The organism is Pseudarthrobacter sp. S3 (genome assembly GCF_050156905.1).
Classification (GTDB): Bacteria; Actinomycetota; Actinomycetes; order Actinomycetales; family Micrococcaceae; genus Arthrobacter.
Window position 1 is genome coordinate 1,472,900 of sequence record NZ_CP189583.1, and the last position, 21,076, is coordinate 1,493,975.

At 66.2% G+C, this 21,076-nt stretch carries 20 protein-coding genes and 4 pseudogenes; 17 read left to right on the forward strand and 7 right to left on the reverse strand.

The window, feature by feature from the left end:
• Positions 1 to 690 carry a TetR/AcrR family transcriptional regulator gene (locus ACQCSV_RS07055; protein ID WP_426939413.1) on the reverse strand — a complete coding sequence of 230 codons (690 nt, stop codon included), beginning with the start codon at positions 688 to 690 and terminating at the stop codon, positions 1 to 3.
• 160 nt (positions 691 to 850) lie between these two features.
• On the opposite strand from ACQCSV_RS07055, the gene ACQCSV_RS07060 reads away from it, so the two are divergent.
• Entirely contained in the window at positions 851 to 1,435 is a 585-nt protein-coding gene (locus tag ACQCSV_RS07060) for a hypothetical protein (protein WP_426939414.1), read from the forward strand.
• A 123-nt stretch (positions 1,436 to 1,558) separates the two neighbouring features.
• On the opposite strand, the gene ACQCSV_RS07065 is transcribed toward ACQCSV_RS07060, so the two are convergent.
• The 4 genes from ACQCSV_RS07065 to ACQCSV_RS07080 form a co-directional block, all read right to left on the reverse strand.
• Positions 1,559 to 3,019 carry a dicarboxylate/amino acid:cation symporter gene (locus tag ACQCSV_RS07065; RefSeq protein WP_426939415.1) on the reverse strand — a complete coding sequence of 487 codons (1,461 nt, stop codon included), beginning with the start codon at positions 3,017 to 3,019 and terminating at the stop codon, positions 1,559 to 1,561.
• A gap of 166 nt (positions 3,020 to 3,185) precedes the next feature.
• On the reverse strand, positions 3,186 to 4,871 hold the full coding sequence (locus ACQCSV_RS07070) for a DUF885 domain-containing protein (RefSeq protein ID WP_426939416.1): 1,686 nt from the start codon (positions 4,869 to 4,871) through the stop codon (positions 3,186 to 3,188).
• 9 nt (positions 4,872 to 4,880) lie between these two features.
• Complete coding sequence (locus ACQCSV_RS07075) at positions 4,881 to 5,141, reverse strand: acyl-CoA carboxylase subunit epsilon (protein WP_426939539.1); 261 nt, start codon at positions 5,139 to 5,141, stop codon at positions 4,881 to 4,883.
• Complete coding sequence (locus ACQCSV_RS07080; RefSeq protein ID WP_354153855.1) at positions 5,141 to 6,724, reverse strand: acyl-CoA carboxylase subunit beta; 1,584 nt, start codon at positions 6,722 to 6,724, stop codon at positions 5,141 to 5,143. Before ACQCSV_RS07080 ends, ACQCSV_RS07075 begins: the two co-directional genes overlap by 1 nt.
• Before the next feature lie 236 nt (positions 6,725 to 6,960).
• Between ACQCSV_RS07080 and ACQCSV_RS07085 the strand changes: the two genes are divergently transcribed.
• The 14 genes and pseudogenes from ACQCSV_RS07085 (at position 6,961) to ACQCSV_RS07150 (ending at position 18,959) form a co-directional block, all read left to right on the forward strand.
• Positions 6,961 to 7,878: an NAD(P)-dependent oxidoreductase gene (locus tag ACQCSV_RS07085; protein WP_354153854.1), complete on the forward strand. Its 918-nt coding sequence runs from the start codon at positions 6,961 to 6,963 to the stop codon at positions 7,876 to 7,878.
• 68 nt (positions 7,879 to 7,946) lie between these two features.
• Positions 7,947 to 8,855 carry a biotin--[acetyl-CoA-carboxylase] ligase gene (locus tag ACQCSV_RS07090; RefSeq protein ID WP_426939417.1) on the forward strand — a complete coding sequence of 303 codons (909 nt, stop codon included), beginning with the start codon at positions 7,947 to 7,949 and terminating at the stop codon, positions 8,853 to 8,855.
• Complete coding sequence (locus ACQCSV_RS07095) at positions 8,848 to 9,447, forward strand: PH domain-containing protein (RefSeq protein WP_354153852.1); 600 nt, start codon at positions 8,848 to 8,850, stop codon at positions 9,445 to 9,447. Before ACQCSV_RS07090 ends, ACQCSV_RS07095 begins: the two co-directional genes overlap by 8 nt.
• On the forward strand, positions 9,437 to 10,561 hold the full coding sequence (locus ACQCSV_RS07100; protein WP_426939418.1) for an adenylate/guanylate cyclase domain-containing protein: 1,125 nt from the start codon (positions 9,437 to 9,439) through the stop codon (positions 10,559 to 10,561). Before ACQCSV_RS07095 ends, ACQCSV_RS07100 begins: the two co-directional genes overlap by 11 nt.
• A gap of 162 nt (positions 10,562 to 10,723) precedes the next feature.
• Positions 10,724 to 10,855, forward strand: a complete 132-nt coding sequence (locus ACQCSV_RS07105) for a hypothetical protein (RefSeq protein ID WP_426939419.1) — start codon at positions 10,724 to 10,726, stop codon at positions 10,853 to 10,855.
• Between the two features lie 80 nt (positions 10,856 to 10,935).
• Complete coding sequence (locus tag ACQCSV_RS07110; RefSeq protein WP_426939420.1) at positions 10,936 to 12,207, forward strand: RDD family protein; 1,272 nt, start codon at positions 10,936 to 10,938, stop codon at positions 12,205 to 12,207.
• Entirely contained in the window at positions 12,204 to 13,106 is a 903-nt protein-coding gene (locus ACQCSV_RS07115; protein WP_426939421.1) for a PP2C family protein-serine/threonine phosphatase, read from the forward strand. The genes ACQCSV_RS07110 and ACQCSV_RS07115 overlap by 4 nt, the downstream gene beginning before the upstream one ends.
• Before the next feature lies 1 nt (position 13,107).
• The gene (locus tag ACQCSV_RS07120) at positions 13,108 to 13,248 is read left to right on the forward strand and encodes a hypothetical protein (RefSeq protein WP_354183537.1); all 141 of its coding nucleotides are present in this window, start codon (positions 13,108 to 13,110) and stop codon (positions 13,246 to 13,248) included.
• An 11-nt stretch (positions 13,249 to 13,259) separates the two neighbouring features.
• Positions 13,260 to 14,084 (forward strand): annotated as a pseudogene (locus ACQCSV_RS07125) (FtsK/SpoIIIE domain-containing protein); the annotation flags it as partial.
• Positions 14,085 to 14,206: 122 nt separating this feature from the next.
• Positions 14,207 to 14,776 carry a hypothetical protein gene (locus ACQCSV_RS07130; protein ID WP_354222289.1) on the forward strand — a complete coding sequence of 190 codons (570 nt, stop codon included), beginning with the start codon at positions 14,207 to 14,209 and terminating at the stop codon, positions 14,774 to 14,776.
• Positions 14,777 to 14,912: 136 nt separating this feature from the next.
• Positions 14,913 to 17,183 carry an NAD-dependent DNA ligase LigA gene (gene ligA, locus ACQCSV_RS07135; RefSeq protein WP_426939422.1) on the forward strand — a complete coding sequence of 757 codons (2,271 nt, stop codon included), beginning with the start codon at positions 14,913 to 14,915 and terminating at the stop codon, positions 17,181 to 17,183.
• The gene (locus tag ACQCSV_RS07140; protein ID WP_354222287.1) at positions 17,180 to 17,998 is read left to right on the forward strand and encodes an inositol monophosphatase family protein; all 819 of its coding nucleotides are present in this window, start codon (positions 17,180 to 17,182) and stop codon (positions 17,996 to 17,998) included. Before ligA ends, ACQCSV_RS07140 begins: the two co-directional genes overlap by 4 nt.
• Positions 17,999 to 18,024: 26 nt before the next feature.
• Positions 18,025 to 18,537 (forward strand): GNAT family N-acetyltransferase, encoded by a 513-nt coding sequence (locus ACQCSV_RS07145; RefSeq protein ID WP_354153846.1) that lies wholly within the window; start codon positions 18,025 to 18,027, stop codon positions 18,535 to 18,537.
• Positions 18,538 to 18,575: 38 nt separating this feature from the next.
• Positions 18,576 to 18,959, forward strand: coding sequence for a RidA family protein (locus tag ACQCSV_RS07150; protein ID WP_354153845.1), 384 nt, complete (start codon positions 18,576 to 18,578; stop codon positions 18,957 to 18,959).
• A gap of 90 nt (positions 18,960 to 19,049) precedes the next feature.
• Here the strand turns inward: ACQCSV_RS07150 and ACQCSV_RS07155 are convergent.
• Positions 19,050 to 19,439, reverse strand: a pseudogene (locus ACQCSV_RS07155) (response regulator).
• Positions 19,432 to 20,262: pseudogene (locus ACQCSV_RS07160) on the reverse strand (sensor histidine kinase); the annotation flags it as partial. The pseudogenes ACQCSV_RS07155 and ACQCSV_RS07160, both read right to left, overlap by 8 nt.
• Between ACQCSV_RS07160 and ACQCSV_RS07165 the strand changes: the two are divergent.
• A pseudogene (locus ACQCSV_RS07165) lies at positions 20,252 to 20,632 on the forward strand (citrate:proton symporter); the annotation flags it as partial. The pseudogenes ACQCSV_RS07160 and ACQCSV_RS07165 sit on opposite strands and share 11 nt — an antisense overlap.
• Positions 20,633 to 20,777: 145 nt before the next feature.
• The gene (gene gatC / locus ACQCSV_RS07170) at positions 20,778 to 21,074 is read left to right on the forward strand and encodes an Asp-tRNA(Asn)/Glu-tRNA(Gln) amidotransferase subunit GatC (RefSeq protein ID WP_056348187.1); all 297 of its coding nucleotides are present in this window, start codon (positions 20,778 to 20,780) and stop codon (positions 21,072 to 21,074) included.
• Positions 21,075 to 21,076 lie beyond the last annotated feature (2 nt).

A 21,076-nucleotide genomic window follows, 5' to 3' on the forward strand; every position in this document is an offset into this window, starting at 1 on the left:
TCAGAGCCGTTCTTTGTTGAGGTGGGTGGTGGCGGTTGTGGACGTCGCGGAGGGGCTGGCCGCCGGAACGGGGCTGCCGAAGCCGGAGCCGAGGTGGCCCATGGCGTCAATGAGCAGTTGCCGGAGGACAGCGAGGGAAGCGGGGGAGAGATCGGCGCCGCACTGGACGAACCAAACGTCCATGGCCGCCTTCCCGCAGGAGATGACGGAGCCTGCGAGGGCGCGCAGGTACAGTTCGTCGACGACGGCGCCCGGGGTTCCGGCGAAGCGCTCCCTGGCGGCGCTGATGATCTCCTCGGTGCAGTGGTCCCACGCTTCGAGTTCGGACCGGGACAGGACCGCGTTTTCCTGGGTGAGTGTGAAGAGCTCAGCCAGCGGTGCCACGGTCATTGGGTCAGCGAGTTGCATCAGTGCCGCGCGGGCGGACTCGAGAACGGGCTCGTTCGCGGGGCGTAGCCGGAACTGCTGAAGGGCGCTGTCCAGGAACCCGTGCGTCACCGAAGCCAGGGCGGCTTCGATGCTGCTGAAGTAGTTGAAGAACGTGCGGCGCGATATCCCGGCGGATTCGGCGATGTCTTCCACCGTGAAATTCCCGGGGCCCTTCGCGCGCAGCAGAGTCAAAGCGGCATCGGTGATGGCCTGGCGGGTGGCGGCTTTGTTCAGCTCACGGCGCGAGAGAAGTTCGGGCATGAAATTACACTACGTGCAAGTTTGCACGCCGCGCAAGTTGATTCACAGGAAGATGAAAGGTTCCCGACAGCTGAGGCTGAACCTGCCGCCGAAGACTGGAAGAGTCCCGTCTGGGACACCTTCACCAGCCGTCACCGGACGGCAGATCCAGGAGACAAGAATGCTACGCACAAAGAGAATTGCCCTTGGCCTCACGGCCACCGCGCTGGCCCTTGGCGCCGGGATCGGCGTCGCCGGCATGGCGTCCGCAACCACGACGCCGACGCCCACCCCCAGCGCCAGCTCAAGCGCCTCCACGGACGGCAGCACCAGCGCCGCGCCCGCCGACGGCAAGGGCATGCGGGGCGGTCACGGCCACCGCGGCTTCCGCGGCGTTGACGCGGCGGAACTGGCCGCCAAGCTGGGCGTGGATGAAGCCAAGGTGACGGAGGCCTTGAAGGCCTACCGTGACGCCAACAAGCCCACCACCCCGCCGGCCGACGGAACAAACACTGAAGGAACCCGGCCGGACCCGGCCGCGAAGCAGGCTGAACTGGCGAAGTCCCTCGCGGCGACGCTGGGCATCGACGAGGCAAAGGTCACAGCGGCGCTTGAAGAGCTGCGGAGTGCCGAACAGGCGGATCGCGCCGCGGCTCTGAAGACGCGCCTGGACGCAGCAGTCACTGACGGCAAGCTGACCCAGGCCGAGGCGGACGCCGTGACCAAGGCTGTCCAGAACGGAGTCATCGGGGGTGGCGGCCGCTAGCAAAAGGACACCCCGCCCGGAAGAGTTTTTGTCCAGATAATGCCCCTTTAAGCGTTTCCTGGGCGCATTATCTGGACAAAAACTCGGGGGTGGGGTGTTGCGGGGTGTGGCTGCGGCGGTGCGTCAGGCCTTGGCGTCGGCCAGCTCGCGTCCGGCTTCCGGAGAGTCGGTAGCCCCGGTGATGGCGGAGGGATCCGCGGCGGATGAGTCGGCGTCGTCCACAAACGGAGTGCCGTTCCGGGGCGCGTTGTAGAGCGCCTCGTCAAGGATGCCCTGGCGCTTGGCCACAATGGTGGGCACCAGGGCCTGGCCTGCAACGTTGACCGCGGTGCGGCCCATGTCCAGGATGGGATCGATCGCCAGCAGGAGCCCGACGCCGGCCAGGGGCAGTCCCAGCGTGGAGAGCGTCAGGGTGAGCATTACGACGGCGCCGGTGGTGCCGGCCGTTGCGGCGGAACCGAGGACCGAGACGAGGGCGATGAGCAGGTAGTGCCTGGCGTCCAGCTGGACGCCGAAGAACTGGGCCACGAAGATGGCGGAGATCGCGGGGTAGATCGCGGCGCAGCCGTCCATCTTGGTGGTGGCGCCCAAGGGCACGGCGAAGGAAGCGTAGGCGCGGGGAACACCCAGGCTGCGCTCCGTGACGCGCTGGGTCAGCGGCAGGGTTCCGATTGAGGAGCGGGACACAAACGCCAGCTGCACGGCAGGCCAGACGCCGGAGAAGTACTGCTTCACGGACAGGCCATGGGAACGGATGAGGGACGGGTAAACCACAAACAGCACCAGGGCAAGGCCCACGTAGATGGCGAAGGTGAACTTGCCGAGCGCGCCGATGGTGTCCCAGCCGTAGACGGCCGCGGCGTTGCCGATCAGGCCGACGGTGCCGAGCGGGGCGATGCGGATGATCCACCAGAGGACCTTCTGGATGACGGCCAGTGCCGAAGCGTTGAGGGTCAGGAACGGCTCGGCAGCTTTGCCTACCTTGAGGGCGGCGACGCCGACGGCGATGGCAATGACCAGGATCTGGAGCACGTTGAAGCTGATGGAGGTGCTGACTGTGGTGGCCGCGGTGGCGCTTTCAGTCACGGTGGAGCTGGCACCGAGGCCAAGAAAGTTCTTGGGGAACAGCCCGATCAGGAAGGACCACCAGTCACCGGACTTGCCGGCGTACTTGGCCTCCTGGGTGATGCCGGTGTTGGCGCCGGGCTGCAGGAGCACGCCGAGGCCGATGCCGATCACGACGGCGATCAGGGACGTGATGGCGAACCACAGCAGAGTGTTCCAGGCCAGCTTGGCGGCGTTGGAGACTTGGCGCAGGTTCGAGATGGAGCTCACCACGGCGGTGAAGATCAGCGGAACCACCGCAGTCTGCAGCAGTGAAACGTAGCTGGAGCCGATGGTCTGCAGCGTGGCGCCGAGACCGTTGGGGGACTCCTTGGTGCTGCCCGTGTACTTGGCCAGCAGGCCGAGGCCCAGCCCGACAATAAGGGCGGCGATGATCTGGAAACCGAACGAGCCAGCCCACTTGGGCAGCTGGAAGCCGGTCTTTCCTGCGGATTCGGGGGTGCGGGTTTGAGTGCTCACCAGAACACGCTAGGCCCGGGTTTTCTATCACGGCGAACAGATGTTGAGAAATGTTACGCCGCCACGTTGCCATCGAGGCCCAGGAATCCCCGCGAATCCGGCGTCATACAAGGCAATTGTGAAGTTATTCCCGCCGTCATTGTGCCAAACGTCACCCCGGACCTGGCTAATCCAGCAGCGCCCGGCGGAGGGTATCGAGGCCGACCGATCCGATGTTCAGCGCCCGCGTGTGGAACGCCTTGAGGTCGAAGCCTGGCCGGGTTTCGAGGTCGGCGCGGATCTGTTCCCAGAGGCGCTGTCCCACTTTGTAGGAGGGTGCCTGGCCGGGCCAGCCGAGGTAGCGGGTGAATTCGAATTTGAGCTGGCCTTCGCTGATGGGCAGGTTTTCCTTGAGGAAGTCGTAGCCCGCTTCCGGGGTCCACGTTCCGGTGCCCCAGCGTTCGGGGATCTCGAGTTCCAGGTGGACGCCGATGTCGAACACCACGCGGGCCGCCCGCATCCGCTGCATGTCCAGCATGCCCATGTGATCGCCGGGATCGGCCAGGTAGCCGAGTTCCTGCATCAGCTTTTCGGCGTACAGGGCCCAACCTTCGCCGTGGCCGGACGTCCAGCAGATGTTCCGCCGCCACTTGTTCAGCAGTTCCCGCCGGTAGGTGGCGGTGGCCACCTGCAGGTGGTGGCCGGGGACGCCTTCATGGAAGACCGTGGTGGTTTCGGCCCAGGTGGTGAAGGTGTCTTCGCCGTCAGGAACTGACCACCACATCCGGCCCGGGCGTGAGAAGTCATCAGAGGGGCCGGTGTAGTAAATGCCTCCCTCGTTGGTCGGGGCGATGAGGCATTCGAGCTTCTTCATCACGTCCGGGATCTCGAAGTGCACGCCGGCAAGCTCGGCAACTGCCTTGTCCGAGAGTTCCTGCATCCACGCTTTGAGGGCCTCCGTGCCCTTGAGTTGGCGTGCCGGGTCATTGTTGAGGACGTTCTTGGCCTCCGCGATGCTGGCCCCTGGCTTGATGGCGGACGCGACTTTTTCCTGCTCGGCGATGAGCCGGTCCAGTTCCTGGACTCCCCAGGCATAGGTCTCTTCGAGGTCGACGGCGGCGCCCAGGAAGGAGCGCGAGGCCAATGCGTAGCGTTCCCGTCCGACGGCGTCCTGCTGCGGGGCGGCAGGCAACAGTTCCGTGCGGAGGAACTCCGCGAGCTCCCGGTAGGCACCGTGCGCAGCGGCAGCACCGGCGTCGAGCCTTTCCTGCGTTTCGCCGGGGAGGGGACCGTCGACAGTCCGGGCCCCGGCGGCGAGCTTGGCGAAGAAGCCGTGGTCGGCGGCGTATTTGGTGGTCTGCTCGATGACGATGGACACCTGGCGCCCGGCCGCGACCCTGCCCGCGTCCCGGGCCTGGCGCAGGGATTCCATGTAGCCGCGGAGAGCCCCGGGGACGTTCAGGGCGCGGCCGGCGATGTGCTCCCAGTGCTCAGCGGTTTCGGTGGGCATCAGGTCGAAAACGGCCCGGATGTCCTGTGCAGGGGAAGCGATGTTGTTCAGCTCCGCCTCGTCCCAGCCGGACTCGTGGATTTCCAGCTGGAGGCCGAGCCGTTCCCGCATGGCGTCCAGGGTGACGGCATCAACATCGTCCTGGGGCGCCAAGCCCTCCAGGGCGGCAAGGGCCTTGCGGGCCTCTGCTGCAAAACCCGCGATGCCGGCGGGGGAGTAATCCGGGTACTCGGTCTCGTGCCCCGGCAGCCCCAGCGTGGTGGCAAGCGACGGGTTCAGCCGGATGAGCGTGTCGGTATAGTCATCCGCCACGGCATCGATGGCGGAGTGCGGTCGGGCGGCGGGGGCGGCTTCGGTAGTCACCCCACGAGCCTAACCCCGGCTCCGCCTCCACGCGCCGGGTCCCGGCGTCGGGGCGAGCCGCAGCTGCTGGCGGCGTAACCAGTCGCGGGCAGTGGGCTTTCCGGCGGCCACGGCGTCCGCGCTGCCCAGGGAAAGCACGACGGCGGTCAGCGCTGCGAGCTCCTCGGCCGACGGTTGCCCTTTGACTACAGAAAGCACGGGGGCATCGGCGGGCGCATTGGTTTCGACAGGCTCAACCAACGGGGCTCTGACCAGCGGATCTTTCGACATCACAGCGGGATGTTCCCGTGCTTCTTGGTGGGCAGGCTCGCCCGCTTGTCACGGAGGGCACGGAGGCCCTTGATGATCTGGCCCCGGGTGTCGGACGGTGCGATGACCGCGTCCACGTACCCAAGCTGGGCGGCCTGGTAGGGGTTCAGCAGCTCGTCTTCGTACTGCCGAATGACCTCGGTGCGCCGGGCTTCGACGTCCCCGCCGGCCTCGGCAACGGCGGCCAGGTCGCGGCGGTACAGGATGTTGACGGCGCCCTGGGCACCCATCACGCCGATCTGCGCCGTGGGCCACGCCAGGTTCAGGTCCGCGCCGAGCTTCTTGGAGCCCATCACGATGTACGCGCCGCCATAGGCCTTGCGGGTGATGACCGTCAGCTTGGGGACGGTGGCTTCGGCGTAGGCGTACAGCAGCTTGGCGCCGCGGCGGATGATGCCCTGGAACTCCTGGTCCTTGCCGGGCAGGAAGCCGGGGACATCCACCAGGGTGATGATGGGGACGTTGAAGGCATCGCAGTTCCGGACAAAGCGGGCGGCCTTCTCCGAGGCTGCGATGTCCAGCGTGCCGGCGAACTGCAGCGGCTGGTTGGCCACGATGCCCACGGTGTGGCCCTCCACCCGGCCGTAGCCGATGATGACGTTGGGGGCATAGAGGGACTGCATCTCCAGGAAATGGGCGTCGTCAACGATCTGTTCGATGACGGTTCGCATGTCGTACGGCTGGTTGGCAGAGTCAGGGACGAGCGTGTCCAGGGCGAGGTCGTCGTCGTTGATCTCCAACTCCTGCTGGTGCTCCAGCACCGGGGCCTCGGCGAGGTTGTTGGACGGCAGGAAGTCCAGCAGTTCGCGGACGAACTCGATGGCATCGGCTTCGTCGGAGGCCAGGTACGTGGACGTGCCCGTGTTGGCATTGTGCTGGCGGGCGCCGCCGAGGGTTTCCATGTCCACGTCTTCGCCGGTGACGGTCTTGATGACGTCCGGTCCCGTGATGAACATGTGCGAGGTCTTGTCCACCATCACCACGTAGTCCGTGAGGGCGGGGGAGTATGCCGCGCCGCCGGCGGACGGGCCCATGATGAGCGAAATCTGCGGCACCACACCGGACGCGTGGACGTTATTGCGGAAGATGTCGGCAAACATGGCCAGTGACGCCACCCCTTCCTGGATGCGGGCGCCGCCGCCGTCGAGGATTCCGACTACCGGGCAGCCGTTGCGCAGGGCGAATTCCTGGACCTTGACGATCTTCTCGCCGTTGACCTGGCTCAACGATCCGCCGTAGACCGAGAAGTCCTGGCTGTAGACGGCAACGGGACGCCCGTCCACTGTGCCGTAGCCGGAGACAAGCCCGTCGCCGAGCGGCTTCTTCTTTTCCATCCCGAACGCAGTGGAGCGGTGCACGGCCAGCGCGTCAAGTTCCACAAACGAGCCCTCGTCCAGCAGCAGGTCCACGCGCTCGCGGGCGGTGTTCTTGCCGCGGGCGTGCTGCTTCTCGATGGCCTCGGGGCCGGAGGGTTGTTCTGCACGGGCCTGGCGGTCGCGGAAATCGGCGATCTTTCCCGCTGTCGTTGTCAGATCGTGGCTCATCAAGTGTCTCCGGCTCTGTAGCAGATTGGTGCTGTAACAATGTGGTGCTGCGTGAGGTGGTGGCGGGCAGGCCAGGCGCGGGATTTAAGTAGCTTCCACACAAAGGACGAACCCTGCTGGCTAGTCTAATGACGCATCTGCGTGGGACGACTGTAGAAAACCTACAATTTTCCGCGCTTTCCAGCGGCCAGCCCATATGTTACTCACCGGTAACATACCTCGGCTACAGTGGAGCCATGACTTCCAGCAACGACGCAAGGTCCACTGCCGCGACGCCGTACCAGGCCGCCGGGTCCCTTCGGGGCCGCACCATTCTGATGTCCGGCGGCAGCCGCGGCATCGGGCTGGCGATTGCCACCCGGGCCGCGCAGGACGGTGCCAATATTGTCCTGATGGCCAAGACCGGCCAGCCCCATGCCAAGCTGGCAGGCACTGTCTTCAGCGCCGCCGAGCAGGTGGAAGCCGCCGGGGGCCAGGCTCTGGCCATCGTGGGTGACGTGCGCAGTGACGACGACGTCGCCGGAGCCGTGGCGGCCGCCGTCGAACGTTTCGGCGGGATCGACATCGTCCTCAACAACGCGTCCGCGATTGATCTCTCCTGCACCGACGACGTGGACATGAAGCGCTACGACCTGATGCAGGACATCAACGTCCGCGGGACATTCCTGCTGTCCAAGCTGTCGCTGCCGGCGCTGCGTAAATCGGCCCACGCGCACATCCTGACGCTCTCGCCGCCCTTGAATCTTGACCCCTACTGGGCAGGCAGGCACCTGGCGTACACGATGGCGAAATACGGGATGAGCCTCACGACGCTGGGCCTTGCCGAAGAACTGAAGGCCGACGGCGTCAACGTCAACTCACTCTGGCCGTGCACCCTCATCGATACAGCGGCCATCCGGAACATGCCCGGCGGCCAGGAAATCGTCCACGCTGCCCGCGGACCGCAGGTCATGGCCGACGCAGCCCATGCCGTCCTGACCGGCAGCAACCTGGCCGGGACGCGCGGGGCCGGCAACCACGGGGGCAGCGCGGGTGCGCCCAGCGGCAACTTCTACACGGACGAACAGGTGCTCCGCGCGGCAGGTGTCACCGACTTCCGTCCCTACAGCCTCGGGGCAGCGGAGGATCGGCTGGTTCCGGACATATTCCTCTGAGCCGCGGGTTCCAGCCATGTGGCTGCGGGAACAGCCAGCGGCGGCGCTTGAGTCGATAGGATTCAACCATGGATGACGCACACACCCCAGGAAATCCGTTGAATCGCGGAGCCTTGGCGGACCAGGATTTCCTTGCGGCCACGGGCATCGCCAAGCTGGTGGTGGTTGACTCCACCGGCTCCACCAACGCCGACCTCCTGCGCTCGGTTACCGTTGAACCCAAAGAATGGCCGGACCTGTCAGTGCTGACAGCCGAGTACCAGACCGCCGCCCGGGGACGCCTGGACCGGCGTTGGGAGGCTCCTCCGATGAGCTCGGTGTCGGTGTCACTCGTCCTGCGGCCCGCCAACGCAGAGGGCAGGCCGCTGCCCACCCACACGTATTCGTGGCTGTCCCTGCTGGGCGCACTCGCGCTGCGGGAGACGCTGACCGAGACCGCGGGCATTCCGGCCGAGCTCAAGTGGCCCAATGACGTACTGGTCCGTGGCCGAAAGATCGCAGGGATCCTGGCCCAGCTGGGGCCAATGGGGGACGGTTCCGTTCCGCCGGTCATTTTGGGGACCGGCCTGAACGTGACTTTGACCGCATCGGAGCTCCCGGTGCCCACAGCGACGTCGGTTGCCCTGGAAGGGCCGCTGACCGTTGATCGGACCCTGCTGCTCAAAAGCTACCTCGCCCATTTCACAGTGCTTTACCGCAGCTTCTGCAATGCCGACGGCGACCCCACCGCCGGGATAGCCGGCGGCGCGTCGCTCCACAAGCGGGTGGAGTCCGTCATGGTGACGCTGGGCAAACAAGTGCGTGCGCAGCTGCCCGGTGACCACGAGATCATCGGGCACGCTTCGAGGCTGGACGAGTACGGCTCACTCCTCGTGGTGGACAAGGATCGCCGGGAACATGTGGTCACCGCCGGCGACGTAGTCCACCTGCGCCCGTGGGCCCCGCCCGGCCAGGGCGCCGAAAGCGGCTATGCGTAAAGGCCTTGTGCCGGGCGAGCAGGTCATTACGATCACCCGCCCGCAGCCGAGGAAGCTGGCTGGCCCTGCCGCAGCCTTCATTGCGGCGCCGGCCGCGGCAGCCTTTGCCAGTGCCTGGACCGTGCGCGGCGAGGCGACCCGATTAGTGCCTGTGGCTTCCGCTGACTGGACGCCGTGGATCGTCCTGGCATGCGTCATGGCCGCAGCGTGGATATGGTTGGCATATTGCCTGCCTCGGCTCCTGCAGTGGCAGGCAACCCGGTACATCCTCACGAGCCGCCGGATTGTTGCCCGCTATGGCATGGTGCGGCGCCGGGACGAGCAGGTCAACCTCGCTTCGATCCGCCACGTCACGGTCCATCAGTCGGTGCTGCAGCGCATATTGCGCTCCGGGAATATATCCTTGGAAACCGGGTACCAAGGTGTGGTGGGCATCCAGGACGTCCCGGAAGCAGTCCGGTTCCGGGACTTCGTGCTGGATGCAATCGACGAACTGCCCGCGGGCGGGGACCCGGGGACCGGTGAGATATCGGATTACGCAAACCAAGCGCTGCCGTGGGACTTGAGAGAAGGTGGAGACGATGAACGATGAGGACCAGCGGGACGATGCGGGCCTGCCGGCTCCCGCCGTGCCTGAAACTGCCCACCCGGCAACAGGCACACTCTCTCCCGAACGGATGGCTGCCAAGGCCCTCGAGGCCAGGCTGTTGGGCGGCGAACGGAAGCTGCGGCGCCGTGAGGTGGCAGCCGGGGCGGGGCTGTCCCTCCTGTCGGCGCGGAAGCTGTGGCGTGCCCTCGGCTTTCCGAACTTCGGCGATGAAGACGTCGCGTTCACCGAACGGGATCAGGCGGCGCTGTCCACGGTGGTTGACCTGGTCCGCACCGGGGTGCTGACCGAAGAAGCCGCCATCTCCGTGACCCGGTCCATCGGACAGATGACAGACCGCATGGTGGTCTGGCAGATCGAGGCCCTGGTGGAGGACATGGTCCACGAGCAGGGTGTCACGGACGCCGTGGCCCGCAAGCGTCTGGTGAAGGAGCTGCCCTCCTTGCTGGACGCCCTGGAGGAGATGCTGGTCTATTCGTGGCGGCGGCAACTCAATGCAGGTGTTCAACGCCTGGCCGTGCGGGCCGAGGCTGGCTTGCAGGCCAGTGAAGAAGGCCGCGATGGCGATGAGGACGATGCCCCGCTGCCGTTGGCCCGCGCCGTCGGTTTTGCTGACTTGGTTTCCTATACGAGTCTCTCCCGCCGGATGAATGAAAAGACCTTGGCTCGGCTGGTCCAGCGCTTTGAGAACAAATGCGCCGAGATCATTTCCGTTGGTGGCGGGCGACTGGTCAAGACAGTCGGCGACGAAGTCCTGTATATCGCGGAAACGCCGACTGCCGGAGCCGAGATCTCGCTCGCGCTGGCCCAGGCGTTCACCGAAGACGAAATCCTGCCGGAAGCGCGGGTGGCCATGGTCTGGGGCAGGATCCTGTCCCGGCTGGGGGACATCTACGGCCCCACGGTCAACCTCGCCGCCCGTCTCACCACGTTGGCGGATCCGGGAACGGTCCTGATCGACTCCATGACTGCATCCGCGCTGGACCAGGACAAGCGCTTCATTCTCGTTCCGCAGCCCGCTGAAAATGTCCGCGGGTTCGGCGAAATCCATCCCGTGCTCCTGGCACGCGGACAAGGAAAAGGCCTGGTCCTCGACTAGGGCGTTACCACCCCCACGTATTTATCCACTTGATGGTGAATGCCGCTTTGGTCGGTTGTGCCCGGCTGCAGCGGACCGTACATCGGCCCGGCCGGAGTCTTATCTGGGGATACCGGTCATGAAACTTCGCCGAACGGCGCGCCACAAATCCGCGTACCACAAATGAACGAGGCCGAGCGCTGCCAGCAACTGATCCGGGGCGGCGCCATGTTCTGCAACGGCATGCGGTGCTCCGCTGCCCAACAGGGCGGCACGCAGCGGGACTCAAAGTGGACCACGCGCAGCGGGCTGTGATGGACCGTGCGGCGGCGCACGCCAGCCAGAATCCCGGTACTATCCCGGTAGTACAAACGGCTCCACGGGGAGGAACGGGAATGGCAGCCAATCTTGAGCTTGTTCCGGCCACGGCGGGGAAACGGCTCGGCCCAGCAGTGCTCGACTGGCTGGCCCCCGTCGCGGTCCTGGTGGTGACTTTCGTCATCGGGTTCGCGGGAATCACCCGCACGCAAAACGGCGGCTTCATCATCTATGACACCGGTTCGCTGGTCCTGTTCGGCAGCCTTCCCCTTGGGCTGACGCTGGTGTATGTGGTGGTGCTGGTGGGCATGGACGGCCGCTCCGGGAAGACCCTCGACAATCACGTCATGGGCATCCGCAGCGCTGACAAAGATGGCTACGCGCCCGGCGGCGGCGGAGTGTTCCTGGGCGGCCTCATCACGGGCGCGGGCATCATCCTGGCGCTCCTGGCCGCCGTGGCCGTCGTCATCTTCAAATGGTTCGACGTGGCTGTCTTCATCCTCGGCCTGCTGCTGTTGATCGGCACCGTGTGGGCCGTACTTGTGGTGGTTTCCAACACCTGGGACCGCGACGGCAGGCTCCCCGGCTGGCATGACACCGCAGCCAAAACACTGGTGTGCGACGTCAAGGACGGCCGCAGCCCCATTACCTCCGGCGGCATCCAGGGACCGTGCAGTTTCGCACCCCTGGACCTCCCTCCTGTCCAGCAGGTCGCCTCGCCAGTCGCAGGGGCCGCTAAGCCGCCCCAGGTCGTGAACGCCCAGGCGGCCGTGGCCCAGCCATCGGTGCAGCCTTGGCAGCCGCCGGCCCAACAACCCGTGCACCCGTACGCGCCGCAGCCGTCCGCACAGCAGTCCTTCGCACCCCAGCCGTACGCGCCGCCGTCGTCCGCTCATTTTCAGGCGCCGCACGCGCAGGCTGCAGCCCCGGCGGTTCCCACGCCGGCCGCCCAATCCCATCCCGATGACGACCTCGACCGTGCGCAGATGCGCGGCGGCGCAATGTATGCGGCGGCCGTCGCCGTGCTGCGGATAAGGCTCGACGACGGCCGGGACTTCCAGCTCGACCGCAATGTCCTGGTGGGCAGGAATCCCCTGGGCCAGGCGGGGGAGCAGCAGGTCCAGCTGCTGGCGATCAGTGATCCTGGCCGATCGATCTCCAAGACACCCCTCCCCCTGCTGACCGACGGTGCCGGCGTTTGGGTGACTGACCGGAACTCCACCAACGGCAGCGCCGTCACCACGCCGGACGGCCTGCGCACGCCGCTGCCGCCGGGCGTGCCCGCTTTTGTCAGCCCGGGATCCACTGTCCGCTTTGGTGACCGTTCCTTCCACCTAGGACAGGCATGAACTCCCAGCCCGCCAGTGACCCAGCTGACGCAGACCACGGAACCGGCCTCAGCCTCAGTTACGGTTGCGGTACGGACCGTGGGCTGCGCCGCGAACTGAACGAGGATTCCTTCATCGCCTCCGACCCCGTCTTCGCCGTGGCAGACGGCATGGGCGGACACGAAGCCGGCGAGATTGCCAGCGGCATGTGCGTGCGCGCCCTCGCTGCCATGCCGCAGCTCGCCACCGGGGAGCGGAGTGTCACGGCGGCAGTGCTCCAGCAATACCTGCTCCGCGCCGACAGCTCCATCCGGGAAGTGACCGGCGCCCGGGCCGGGACCACGCTCACCGGTGCCGTTGTGGTGGAACAGATGGGCATGGCGTACTGGCTGGTCATGAACATCGGGGATTCCCGCACGTACCGGCTGAGCCAAGGGCACTTTGAACAAGTCAGCGTGGACCATTCTGAGGTCCAGGAACTCGTGGATGCCGGTGAAATCACGCCGGAACAGGCCGGTGTCCATCCCCGCCGCCACGTGGTGACGAGGGCGCTGGGCACCGGGGACGAGATCGAAGCTGATTACTGGCTCCTGCCCGTTGAGGAGGGCGACCGGATCATGGTCTGCTCCGACGGACTCAATGGCGAACTCACGGACGAGCACATCTCCCGGATCCTGAGCACCGTGGTGCATCCGCAGGACGCCGTGGATGCCCTGATCCAGGCTGCGCTCCGCAAGGGCGGAAGGGACAATGTCACCGTCATTGTGGTGGACGCCAGGAACGTGATGAACGACGGCGGCATCGCCGTCACGGCGCCCCGCCCCGCCGCTGATGCTGCGGAGGAAGCCACACCGCCCCGGGGACAGATTGTTGACGCCAGCCGGCCAGCCGGCCATCACGACGGAAGAGGGGAACGCTGACATGGCAACCGCAACATACAGTGCGGGCACGTGGCTGGGCGTTGTCCGGGTCAACACAGTTGTCCTCCTGGGGCCCGGGACCCCGCCCGCCCTGGTCCAGTCCCTGTGGGAACTGCTGGCGCACGCCCCGGCAGTCCACTAGGTACTCCATGGCCGCCCCTTGGGATCAACCTCGTGGTCACCGGTGACCGGCCCAACGCGGTACCGGCGACATTGTTGGCCTCCATCCAGCGCAGGCTGGTGCTGAGGCTGACGTCCGAGGACGGCTACAAGTCCATGGACGTCGCCAAGGACGTCCTCACCAGCTCCTCACCGCCCGGGCGCGGCATGCTGGCCGGCAACTCCAACCTGGCGCTGCAGGCCCGTGAAGTCCACGAGCTCAGCCAGGCAATGCTGTGCCAGGGGCCGGAATCGGCACCCAAAATCCAGCGGCTTCCCGAACTGCTGGACTTGGATGTGCTGCCTGTCGGCAGGCCGGACCTGCCCGTCATCGGCGTCGACGACGAAACCCTGCAGCCGGCCGAGATCATGGCCCAGGGGCCGCTGCTGCTGGCCGGTCCGCCAGGCGCCGGCAGGACGGTGGCGCTGGTGACCCTGGCGTACGCGCTGCGCCGCTCCATTTCGGACACAGGGCTGGTTTACATCGGCTCGCGCCGGTCCGCGGTGGCGTCGCTGCCGCTCTGGAACCGTTCGGGGGCGGGTGCCGTTTCGCAGCTCGTGCCGGCGTCCATCAAGGCCGATCAGTGGGTCATTGGGGAATCGGAAACGTCAACCTGGTCCTCGGCCTGGTCCCTGGTCCAGCCTTTCAAATCCGGACGCCGGGGCCTGCTCATCAACCCGGGCGACATCGAAGGGGACAGTCTCCTCACGTCGCTGGGGCGCGTCAGCCCGCAATTCATATCTGGCCGCGGCTACATCGTGGGACGCGGCAAGGCGCGGAAACTGCAGATCGACGTGCCTCCGGAAAACAGGGGCTGAGCCGTTGCTTGCCACGGGCTCGTACATCTAATGGATTTGCGGGCCCCGGGGCGTTGTAGGAGACTACCGGAAACACTGTTCGCTGCGGCAAGGGGCTGCCGCGCGCCGTCGAAAAGGTGACCATGATCCGATCTTCATCCGTGCTCCGCGACGTGTCCGCTGCTGCGGCTGCTGCGGTGCTGGCGTTCCTGGTTGGCCTTTCTGCGGCGGCCCCGGCGCAGGCCGACGACGGTGGAAATGGCAGAATGCCCTGTGTGGTGCTGTGCGGCCCGGCCGACGACCCGACGCCGCCCAGTCCGGGCAAACCAACGCCGACGCCCTCACCGCCGGCCCCAGTGATCGATCCTCCGGCACCGCCGCCCGCGCCCGTGGTGCCCGCCCCGGAACCCATTCCCACCCTTGTACCGGAACCGAGCGTTTCGCTGGCTGAGGAATCGACGCCGGCCACGCCCAGCGCCACCATCGCCAGCCCGCCGTCGTCGTCGTCTGCGAGCCCGTCCACGGAATCGAACTGGACCAAGCCCATCACCAAATCGGCCAAGCCCACGCAGGCCGCCGCTGTTTCCCGGAACGACGGCTCCGGCCTCTTCGGCGGCCCCGGATTGCCGGCCATTATGGCGGGCGTGCTGCTGGTGGGAGTCTCAGGCCTGGCCTTCGCTTTGTGGAGCAGGAACCGACTCGCCTCGCACTGACCAGGTCCCGCACGCATGGGGAGTGGTGCATGGGCAGCGGCGCCCGTCGACAGCGGGATAGGTCCTCCGCGGCCGTTTACGGGGCTCGGCGGCGCATGGGCGTTTGGTTGTCGTGGCCGTAGGGCAAGATAGGTCTGTGAGCACAGCACCGGTCCCCGCAGAAAAAACAGCAAACAGCACTGAGGAACTTTTGCATCAGGATGCCGTCCCCGCCGGGTCCGTTCGCGAAGAATACGAAAACCTGACGGACCTGGTCAGGAAGTACCGGTTTGCGTACTACCAGCAGGACGAACCCCTGGTCTCGGACGCTGAGTTCGACGCACTGTTCCGGCGCCTGGAGGAGATCGAGGCACTGCATCCGGAGTTGGTAGCCAATGATTCGCCCACGCAGGAGGTTGGCGGGGAAGTCTCAGCCGCGTTCGCCGCCGTCGAACACCTGCAGCGGATGTACAGCCTCGAGGACGTCTTTTCCCTGGCGGAGCTGGAAGCCTGGATCACCAAGGCCGAGGCCGGCGTCAGCAAGCTGGGGGACACCGCCCAGCTGGCGTGGCTCACGGAACTGAAGATTGACGGCCTCGCGGTCAACCTGTTGTACCGCGACGGGAAACTGGTCCGTGCCGCCACGAGGGGTGACGGAACCACGGGTGAAGACATTACCCACAACGTCCTGACGATCAAGGAAATCCCGACGGAACTGACGGGCACCGGCTTTCCCTCCGAGGTGGAAATCCGGGGTGAGGTCTTTATCCCCTCGAAGGCTTTTGCGGAATTCAATGAGGCACTGATTGAAGCCGGCAAGGCGCCACTGGCCAACCCCAGGAATGCTGCCGCCGGTTCGATCAGGCAGAAGGATCCGGCGGAAACCGCCAAGCGTCCGTTGCGGATGTTTGTCCACGGCATTGGTGCGCGCGAAGGGCTTGAGACACTGACCCAGTCCCAGACGTACGCCGTGCTTGAACAGTGGGGCCTTCCCGTCAGTCCGTATTTCGAGGTTCTCGGTGGCCTGCCGGAGGTCCTGGCCTTCATCAAGCGCTATGGCGAGCAACGGCATACCCTGATGCACGAAATCGACGGCATCGTGGTCAAAATCAACGACTTCGCCACGCAGCGTGCCCTCGGCTACACCTCCCGCGTTCCCCGCTGGGCCGTCGCCTACAAGTACCCGCCGGAAGAAGTCCACACCAAACTGCTGGACATCCAGGTCCAGGTGGGCCGTACCGGCCGTGTGACCCCGTTCGGGGTACTCGAGCCGGTGAAGGTGGCAGGTTCCACTGTGGCCCGTGCCACGCTGCACAACCAGGACGTGGTCAAGGCCAAGGGCGTGCTGATCGGCGACGTCGTGGTGCTGCGCAAGGCCGGAGACGTCATCCCGGAGATCGTCGGCCCCGTGATGGCGCTGCGCACAGGCCGTGAGGACGAACTGCGCGAATTCGTGATGCCCGCCGAGTGCCCGTCCTGCGGCACGGAGCTCGCACCCTCCAAGGAGGGTGACATCGACATCCGCTGTCCCAATTCCAGATCCTGCCCTATCCAACTGACGGAGCGCGTCGCGCACCTGGCCGGCCGCGGGGCCTTCGACATTGAGGCCCTCGGCGGTGAAGCTGCCGTGGCACTTACCGATCCGGCGGAGCCCAGGCCCGGCCCGCTGGTAAGCGAATCGGGGCTCTTCTCCCTGACCGCGGCGGATCTGGAGCACGTGCGGATCCTGCGCGAGAAACGTTCCAAGGGCGTGGGCACCGGCATCTTCGAGCTGGTCCCGTACTTCTGGACAAAGGCAACCGCCACGACGCCGTCCAAGCCCACGGCGACCACCGCGAAGCTCTTAGCGGAGCTGGAGAAGGCAAAGGCCCAGCCACTGTGGCGGGTGCTGGTTGCCCTGTCAATCCGGCACGTTGGTCCCCGCGCCTCGAGGGCCCTGGCCACGGCGTTCGGCACCATGGACGGCATCCGGAACGCCTCCGAGGAAGACCTGGCCCACGTCGACGGCGTCGGCCCAACCATCGCGGCCGCACTGAAGGAGTGGTTTGCCGAGGCCTGGCACGTGGAAATCATTGACCACTGGGCCGCGGCCGGGGTCCGCATGGAGGACGAGCGCGACCAATCCATGCCGCGGACCCTGGAAGGGTTAACCCTTGTGGTTACCGGCTCCCTGCCGACCTTCAGCCGGGACGAGGCGAAGGAAGCGATCCTCATCCGCGGAGGGAAAGCCGCCGGCTCGGTCTCGAAAAACACCAGTTATGTGGTGGCCGGCGAAAGCGCGGGCACCAAACTCGACAAAGCCGAACAGCTCGGAATTCCCGTGCTGGACGAGGACGGCTTCCGGGAACTCCTAGCGAACGGCCCGGCGCCTGCCGCCGAAGCCGCGCCCACACCGACGTCCACAGAATCAGAAGAGGCAGCCGAATGAACCAGCAGGATCTCATTACCGAACTGCTTGCGGTGGCCCGTCAAGCAGCCGCCGCCGGCGCCGCCGTACTGGCTTCCCGCAATGGCGAAACCCTGGATGTCAGCAACAAAGGCGACGCCGGCGATTGGGTTACGGCCTTTGATGTCGCCGCGGAGAACGCGGTTCGCGATGCCATCACGGCCGTTCGCCCACAGGACACCATCACGGGCGAGGAACACGGGACCACCCGGCCCGCTGCCCCCTCCGGTTATCGCTGGTCCATCGACCCGCTGGACGGTACCACCAACTTCATCCGGAACATCGTCTACTACGCCACCTCCGTGGCAGTGGCGGATTCCGACGGCGTCTGGCTGGCTGGCGTCGTCAACGCCCCGGCGCTGGGCCGCGTCTACTACGCTGCCCGTGGCCAGGGTGCGTGGCTGGAAGAAGGCGGCCGGGTGACCCGGCTCCATGGCCCGGTGCCGGACCGTACCGGGCAGATCCTCGCCACCGGCTTCAGTTACGACCCCGCCATCCGCTCCGAACAGGCGGCACTGCTGGGCAGCCTGATGGACGGATTCGCAGACGTCCGGCGGCTGGGCTCCGCAGCGCTGGACCTCTGCATGGTGGCTGACGGGACCCACGACGCCTACGGCGAACGCGGGCTCAACGAACATGACTTCTCCGCCGGTGCGCTGATTGCCGAGGAAGCCGGTTGCTGGGTCCGGCGTCCCCGGCTGGCCAGTCCGCTGGATGGCGGACCCTCCGACGAGGACAGGCTAGCGGCCTGGACCTGCGCCGGGACCTTGGCGTTGTCCGGGAAGTTTCCGCTGTGACGCCGTTGCGCCACTAGCATTGTCAGGTGCTATCGCAAATAACCATCCGTCCGGCCGTAGAGGCAGACTTCCAGGCCATCGCCAGGATCACCGTGGACTCATACCTGGCAGCAGGGTATTTCGACAGCGCGGACCATCCGTATATGCAGCAGATCCAGGATGTTGCCGCCCGTGCAGCGAAGGCCACCATCTGGGTTGCGGAGCGTGGCCGGCAGGTGGTGGGATCCGTGACTCTCGCGCTGGCAGGTGAACCGTTCGCCGACATCGCCCGGCCGGATGAGCTGGAGTTCCGGATGCTGGTTGTGGATCCCGCGGTCCAGCGCAGTGGCGCAGGCAAGGCCATGGTGGAGGCCATCATTGAGTATGCCAAATCGCTGGAGGGGATCGCCGGCATTGCCCTGACCACCGGCGGGACCTGGGAGAGCGCCCACGGCCTCTACCGGAAGACAGGCTTCAAACGTGTCCCCGAGCGCGACTGGTTGATTCCGGGCACCGACATAAAGCTGCTGGTTTACCGGCTTGACGTCCAGTCAACCTAAAGTGGTGCCGACTCATTTTCGGCACTGAAAGGCCCACCATGCGCAAAACATTCGGCACCGGCTCCGTCTGGGAGCAGACCCTCGGCTACTCCCGCGCCGTCCAGGTGGACAATACACTGTACATCTCCGCCACGGCTGCCAGCGGCGAGGATGGCATTGTGGGCGATGACTTCTACACGCAGACCCAGTACATCCTGCAGAAGCTCGGCGTGGTCCTGGCCGACGCCGGTTTCAGCTTCGACGACGTGGTCCAGTCCAAGCTGTACCTGACGGACATCAGCAAGTGGGAAGAGGCCGGCCGCGCCCATGGTGAGGTCTTCGGCGAGATCCGCCCCACGCTTGCCCTGGTGCACGTCCTGCCGTTCCTTGACCCGAAGATGCTCGTCGAGATCGAGCTCGTGGCGCAGAAGAGCGCCAACTAGCACGCTCCAACCTGCACCCCCGGCGCGAACGGATACTTGGGGCCCTGGATTCCGGGGCCCCAAGTGTCCTTTCGCGTTCGAAGGGCGCCGCTACTGGCCCGGGAGGCTGTAGCGGTGTTCCGGGCGTCCGGTGGTCCCGTAGCGCAGTTGGATGTCGACGGCTCGTCGTCGGCCAGCGAGGACAGGTACCGTTGCGCCGTGGCGGAACGCTTTCCGCAGCGACCCGGTGTCCGACGCGGCTCTGAGGATCATGGTGTCCACGTCGAGCTGCTGCAGCAGGTCGAGCCCTGAGGCGTCCGGCAGGTAAACATCCAGCAGCACCAGATCCGGGCGGAGACTGTGGATCGCCTGCAGGGCCAAGGACGCCGACCCCACCGGCGCCAGCGCAAGGAATCCCGCCACCGAATCCACATACGCGGCATGCAGCTTGGCCACGTGGAAATCGTCATCCACAATCAGCACCCTGAAATCCTCAGGCATCATTGTCCTCTCGAGCCAAATCCGTGGTCCCCGAAGGTGTCCCCGCCCCTGTCCGGGCCGTTGTCCCCGGCTCCAGCAAGCGGACGTCCCCGCCGCGGCGCCGCGCCAACTTCCGGGCGAGGGCCAGGCCCAGCCCCTGCCCGCCACGGCTCCCGGCGGCCAGCCCGTCGCCGGAAGCGGCGACGACGATGTGCAGCGTCCCGCCGTCGTCGTGCGGTTCATCCAGCACCTCCAGCTCCACCCAGCGGTCCGGGGACGAACCGGCGACGGCGGCGTTCACCGCGTTGTCTATCAGGTTGCCCAGCACAGTGGTCACGTCCTGCGGCTCCGTGACTTGGCCCCGGACCAGTGTTTCGGGCCCGATCCGCAGCGTAACACCGCGCTCATCAGCCTCCACCCCCTTGGCACCCACAAAGGCCTGCAAGTACGGGTCCTGGAACAGTTCCGCCTGGTCCACCGGAAACTTCAGCGGCCCCGTCGCGACCAGCCCGGCCAGGTAATCGTGGGCCTGCTGGTGCTGCCCGATGCTCATCAGGCCAGCGATGGTGTGCAGCTGGTTGGCGAATTCGTGGCGCTGCGCGCGCAGGGCCGTGGACATGGTGCCCACGGCGTCGAGCTGCCGGGTGAGCTGCTGGAGTTCGGTGCGGTCCCGGAGCATCACCACCCAGCCCAGGTCCTCGCTTCGATACAGGGCCTTGCGCGCGTTGGCCACCAGGACACTGTCGCCGACCACCAGCTCAATGGCATCGGCCTCCGACGCGTCAGGCCGGGTCAGCGCCTTGAGCTGCCCGGGCACCGGAGCGTCGGCCCACGGCGTGGTCGAGGCCATGTCCGCGTGGCTTGTCCAGATCATCCCCACGAGCATGGGCCCGTTCACGGCCGTCATCACCGGCGTCCTCAGCATCCCCATGACGTTCTTCATGAGCAACGACGCCTTCTACTTCGGCGTCCTGCCCGTGCTCAGCGAGACCGCCGCGCACTACGGAATCAGCGCCGCGGACATGGCGCGTGCCTCCATCACCGGGCAGCCGTTCCACCTGCAGAGCCCGCTGGTTCCGGCCATCCTTCTGCTCGTCTCGCTGGCCAAGGTGGACCTCGGCGACCACCACAAAAAGGTCCTTTGGCGCACCGCAGTGGTTTCCCTCGTCATGCTGGGCGTGGGGATGCTGACGGGAGCCATCGGGATCGGTTAGTCTATAGCTGCCTGCGGCTGGCCCTTGTGGCCGGGACCACGGCACCGATGTGCCCGTCTGACGCCCGCTGGGGGTCGTCAGACGGGCACTGACGTTTCCCCACTAGACTGGTTCGGAAAACAATCCGAACCTGCAGGGGAGATCCATGGCTGCGATCAACCGTGACGATGTTGCGCACCTCGCGCAGCTCGCTCACATCGAGATGAGTGCTGAAGAGCTGGACAGGATGGCCGGCGAACTCGCCGTCATCGTTGATTCAGTGAAGTCCGTGAGTGAAGCCGCCGGTGATGACGTCCCGGCAACCTCCCACCCGATCCCGCTGACCAACGTGTTCCGCGAGGACGTTGTGGGCCACACATTCACCGCGGAGCAGGCACTCTCGGGAGCTCCGGATTCCGATGAGAACCGTTTCAAGGTCCCGGCAATCCTGGATGAGGCATAACC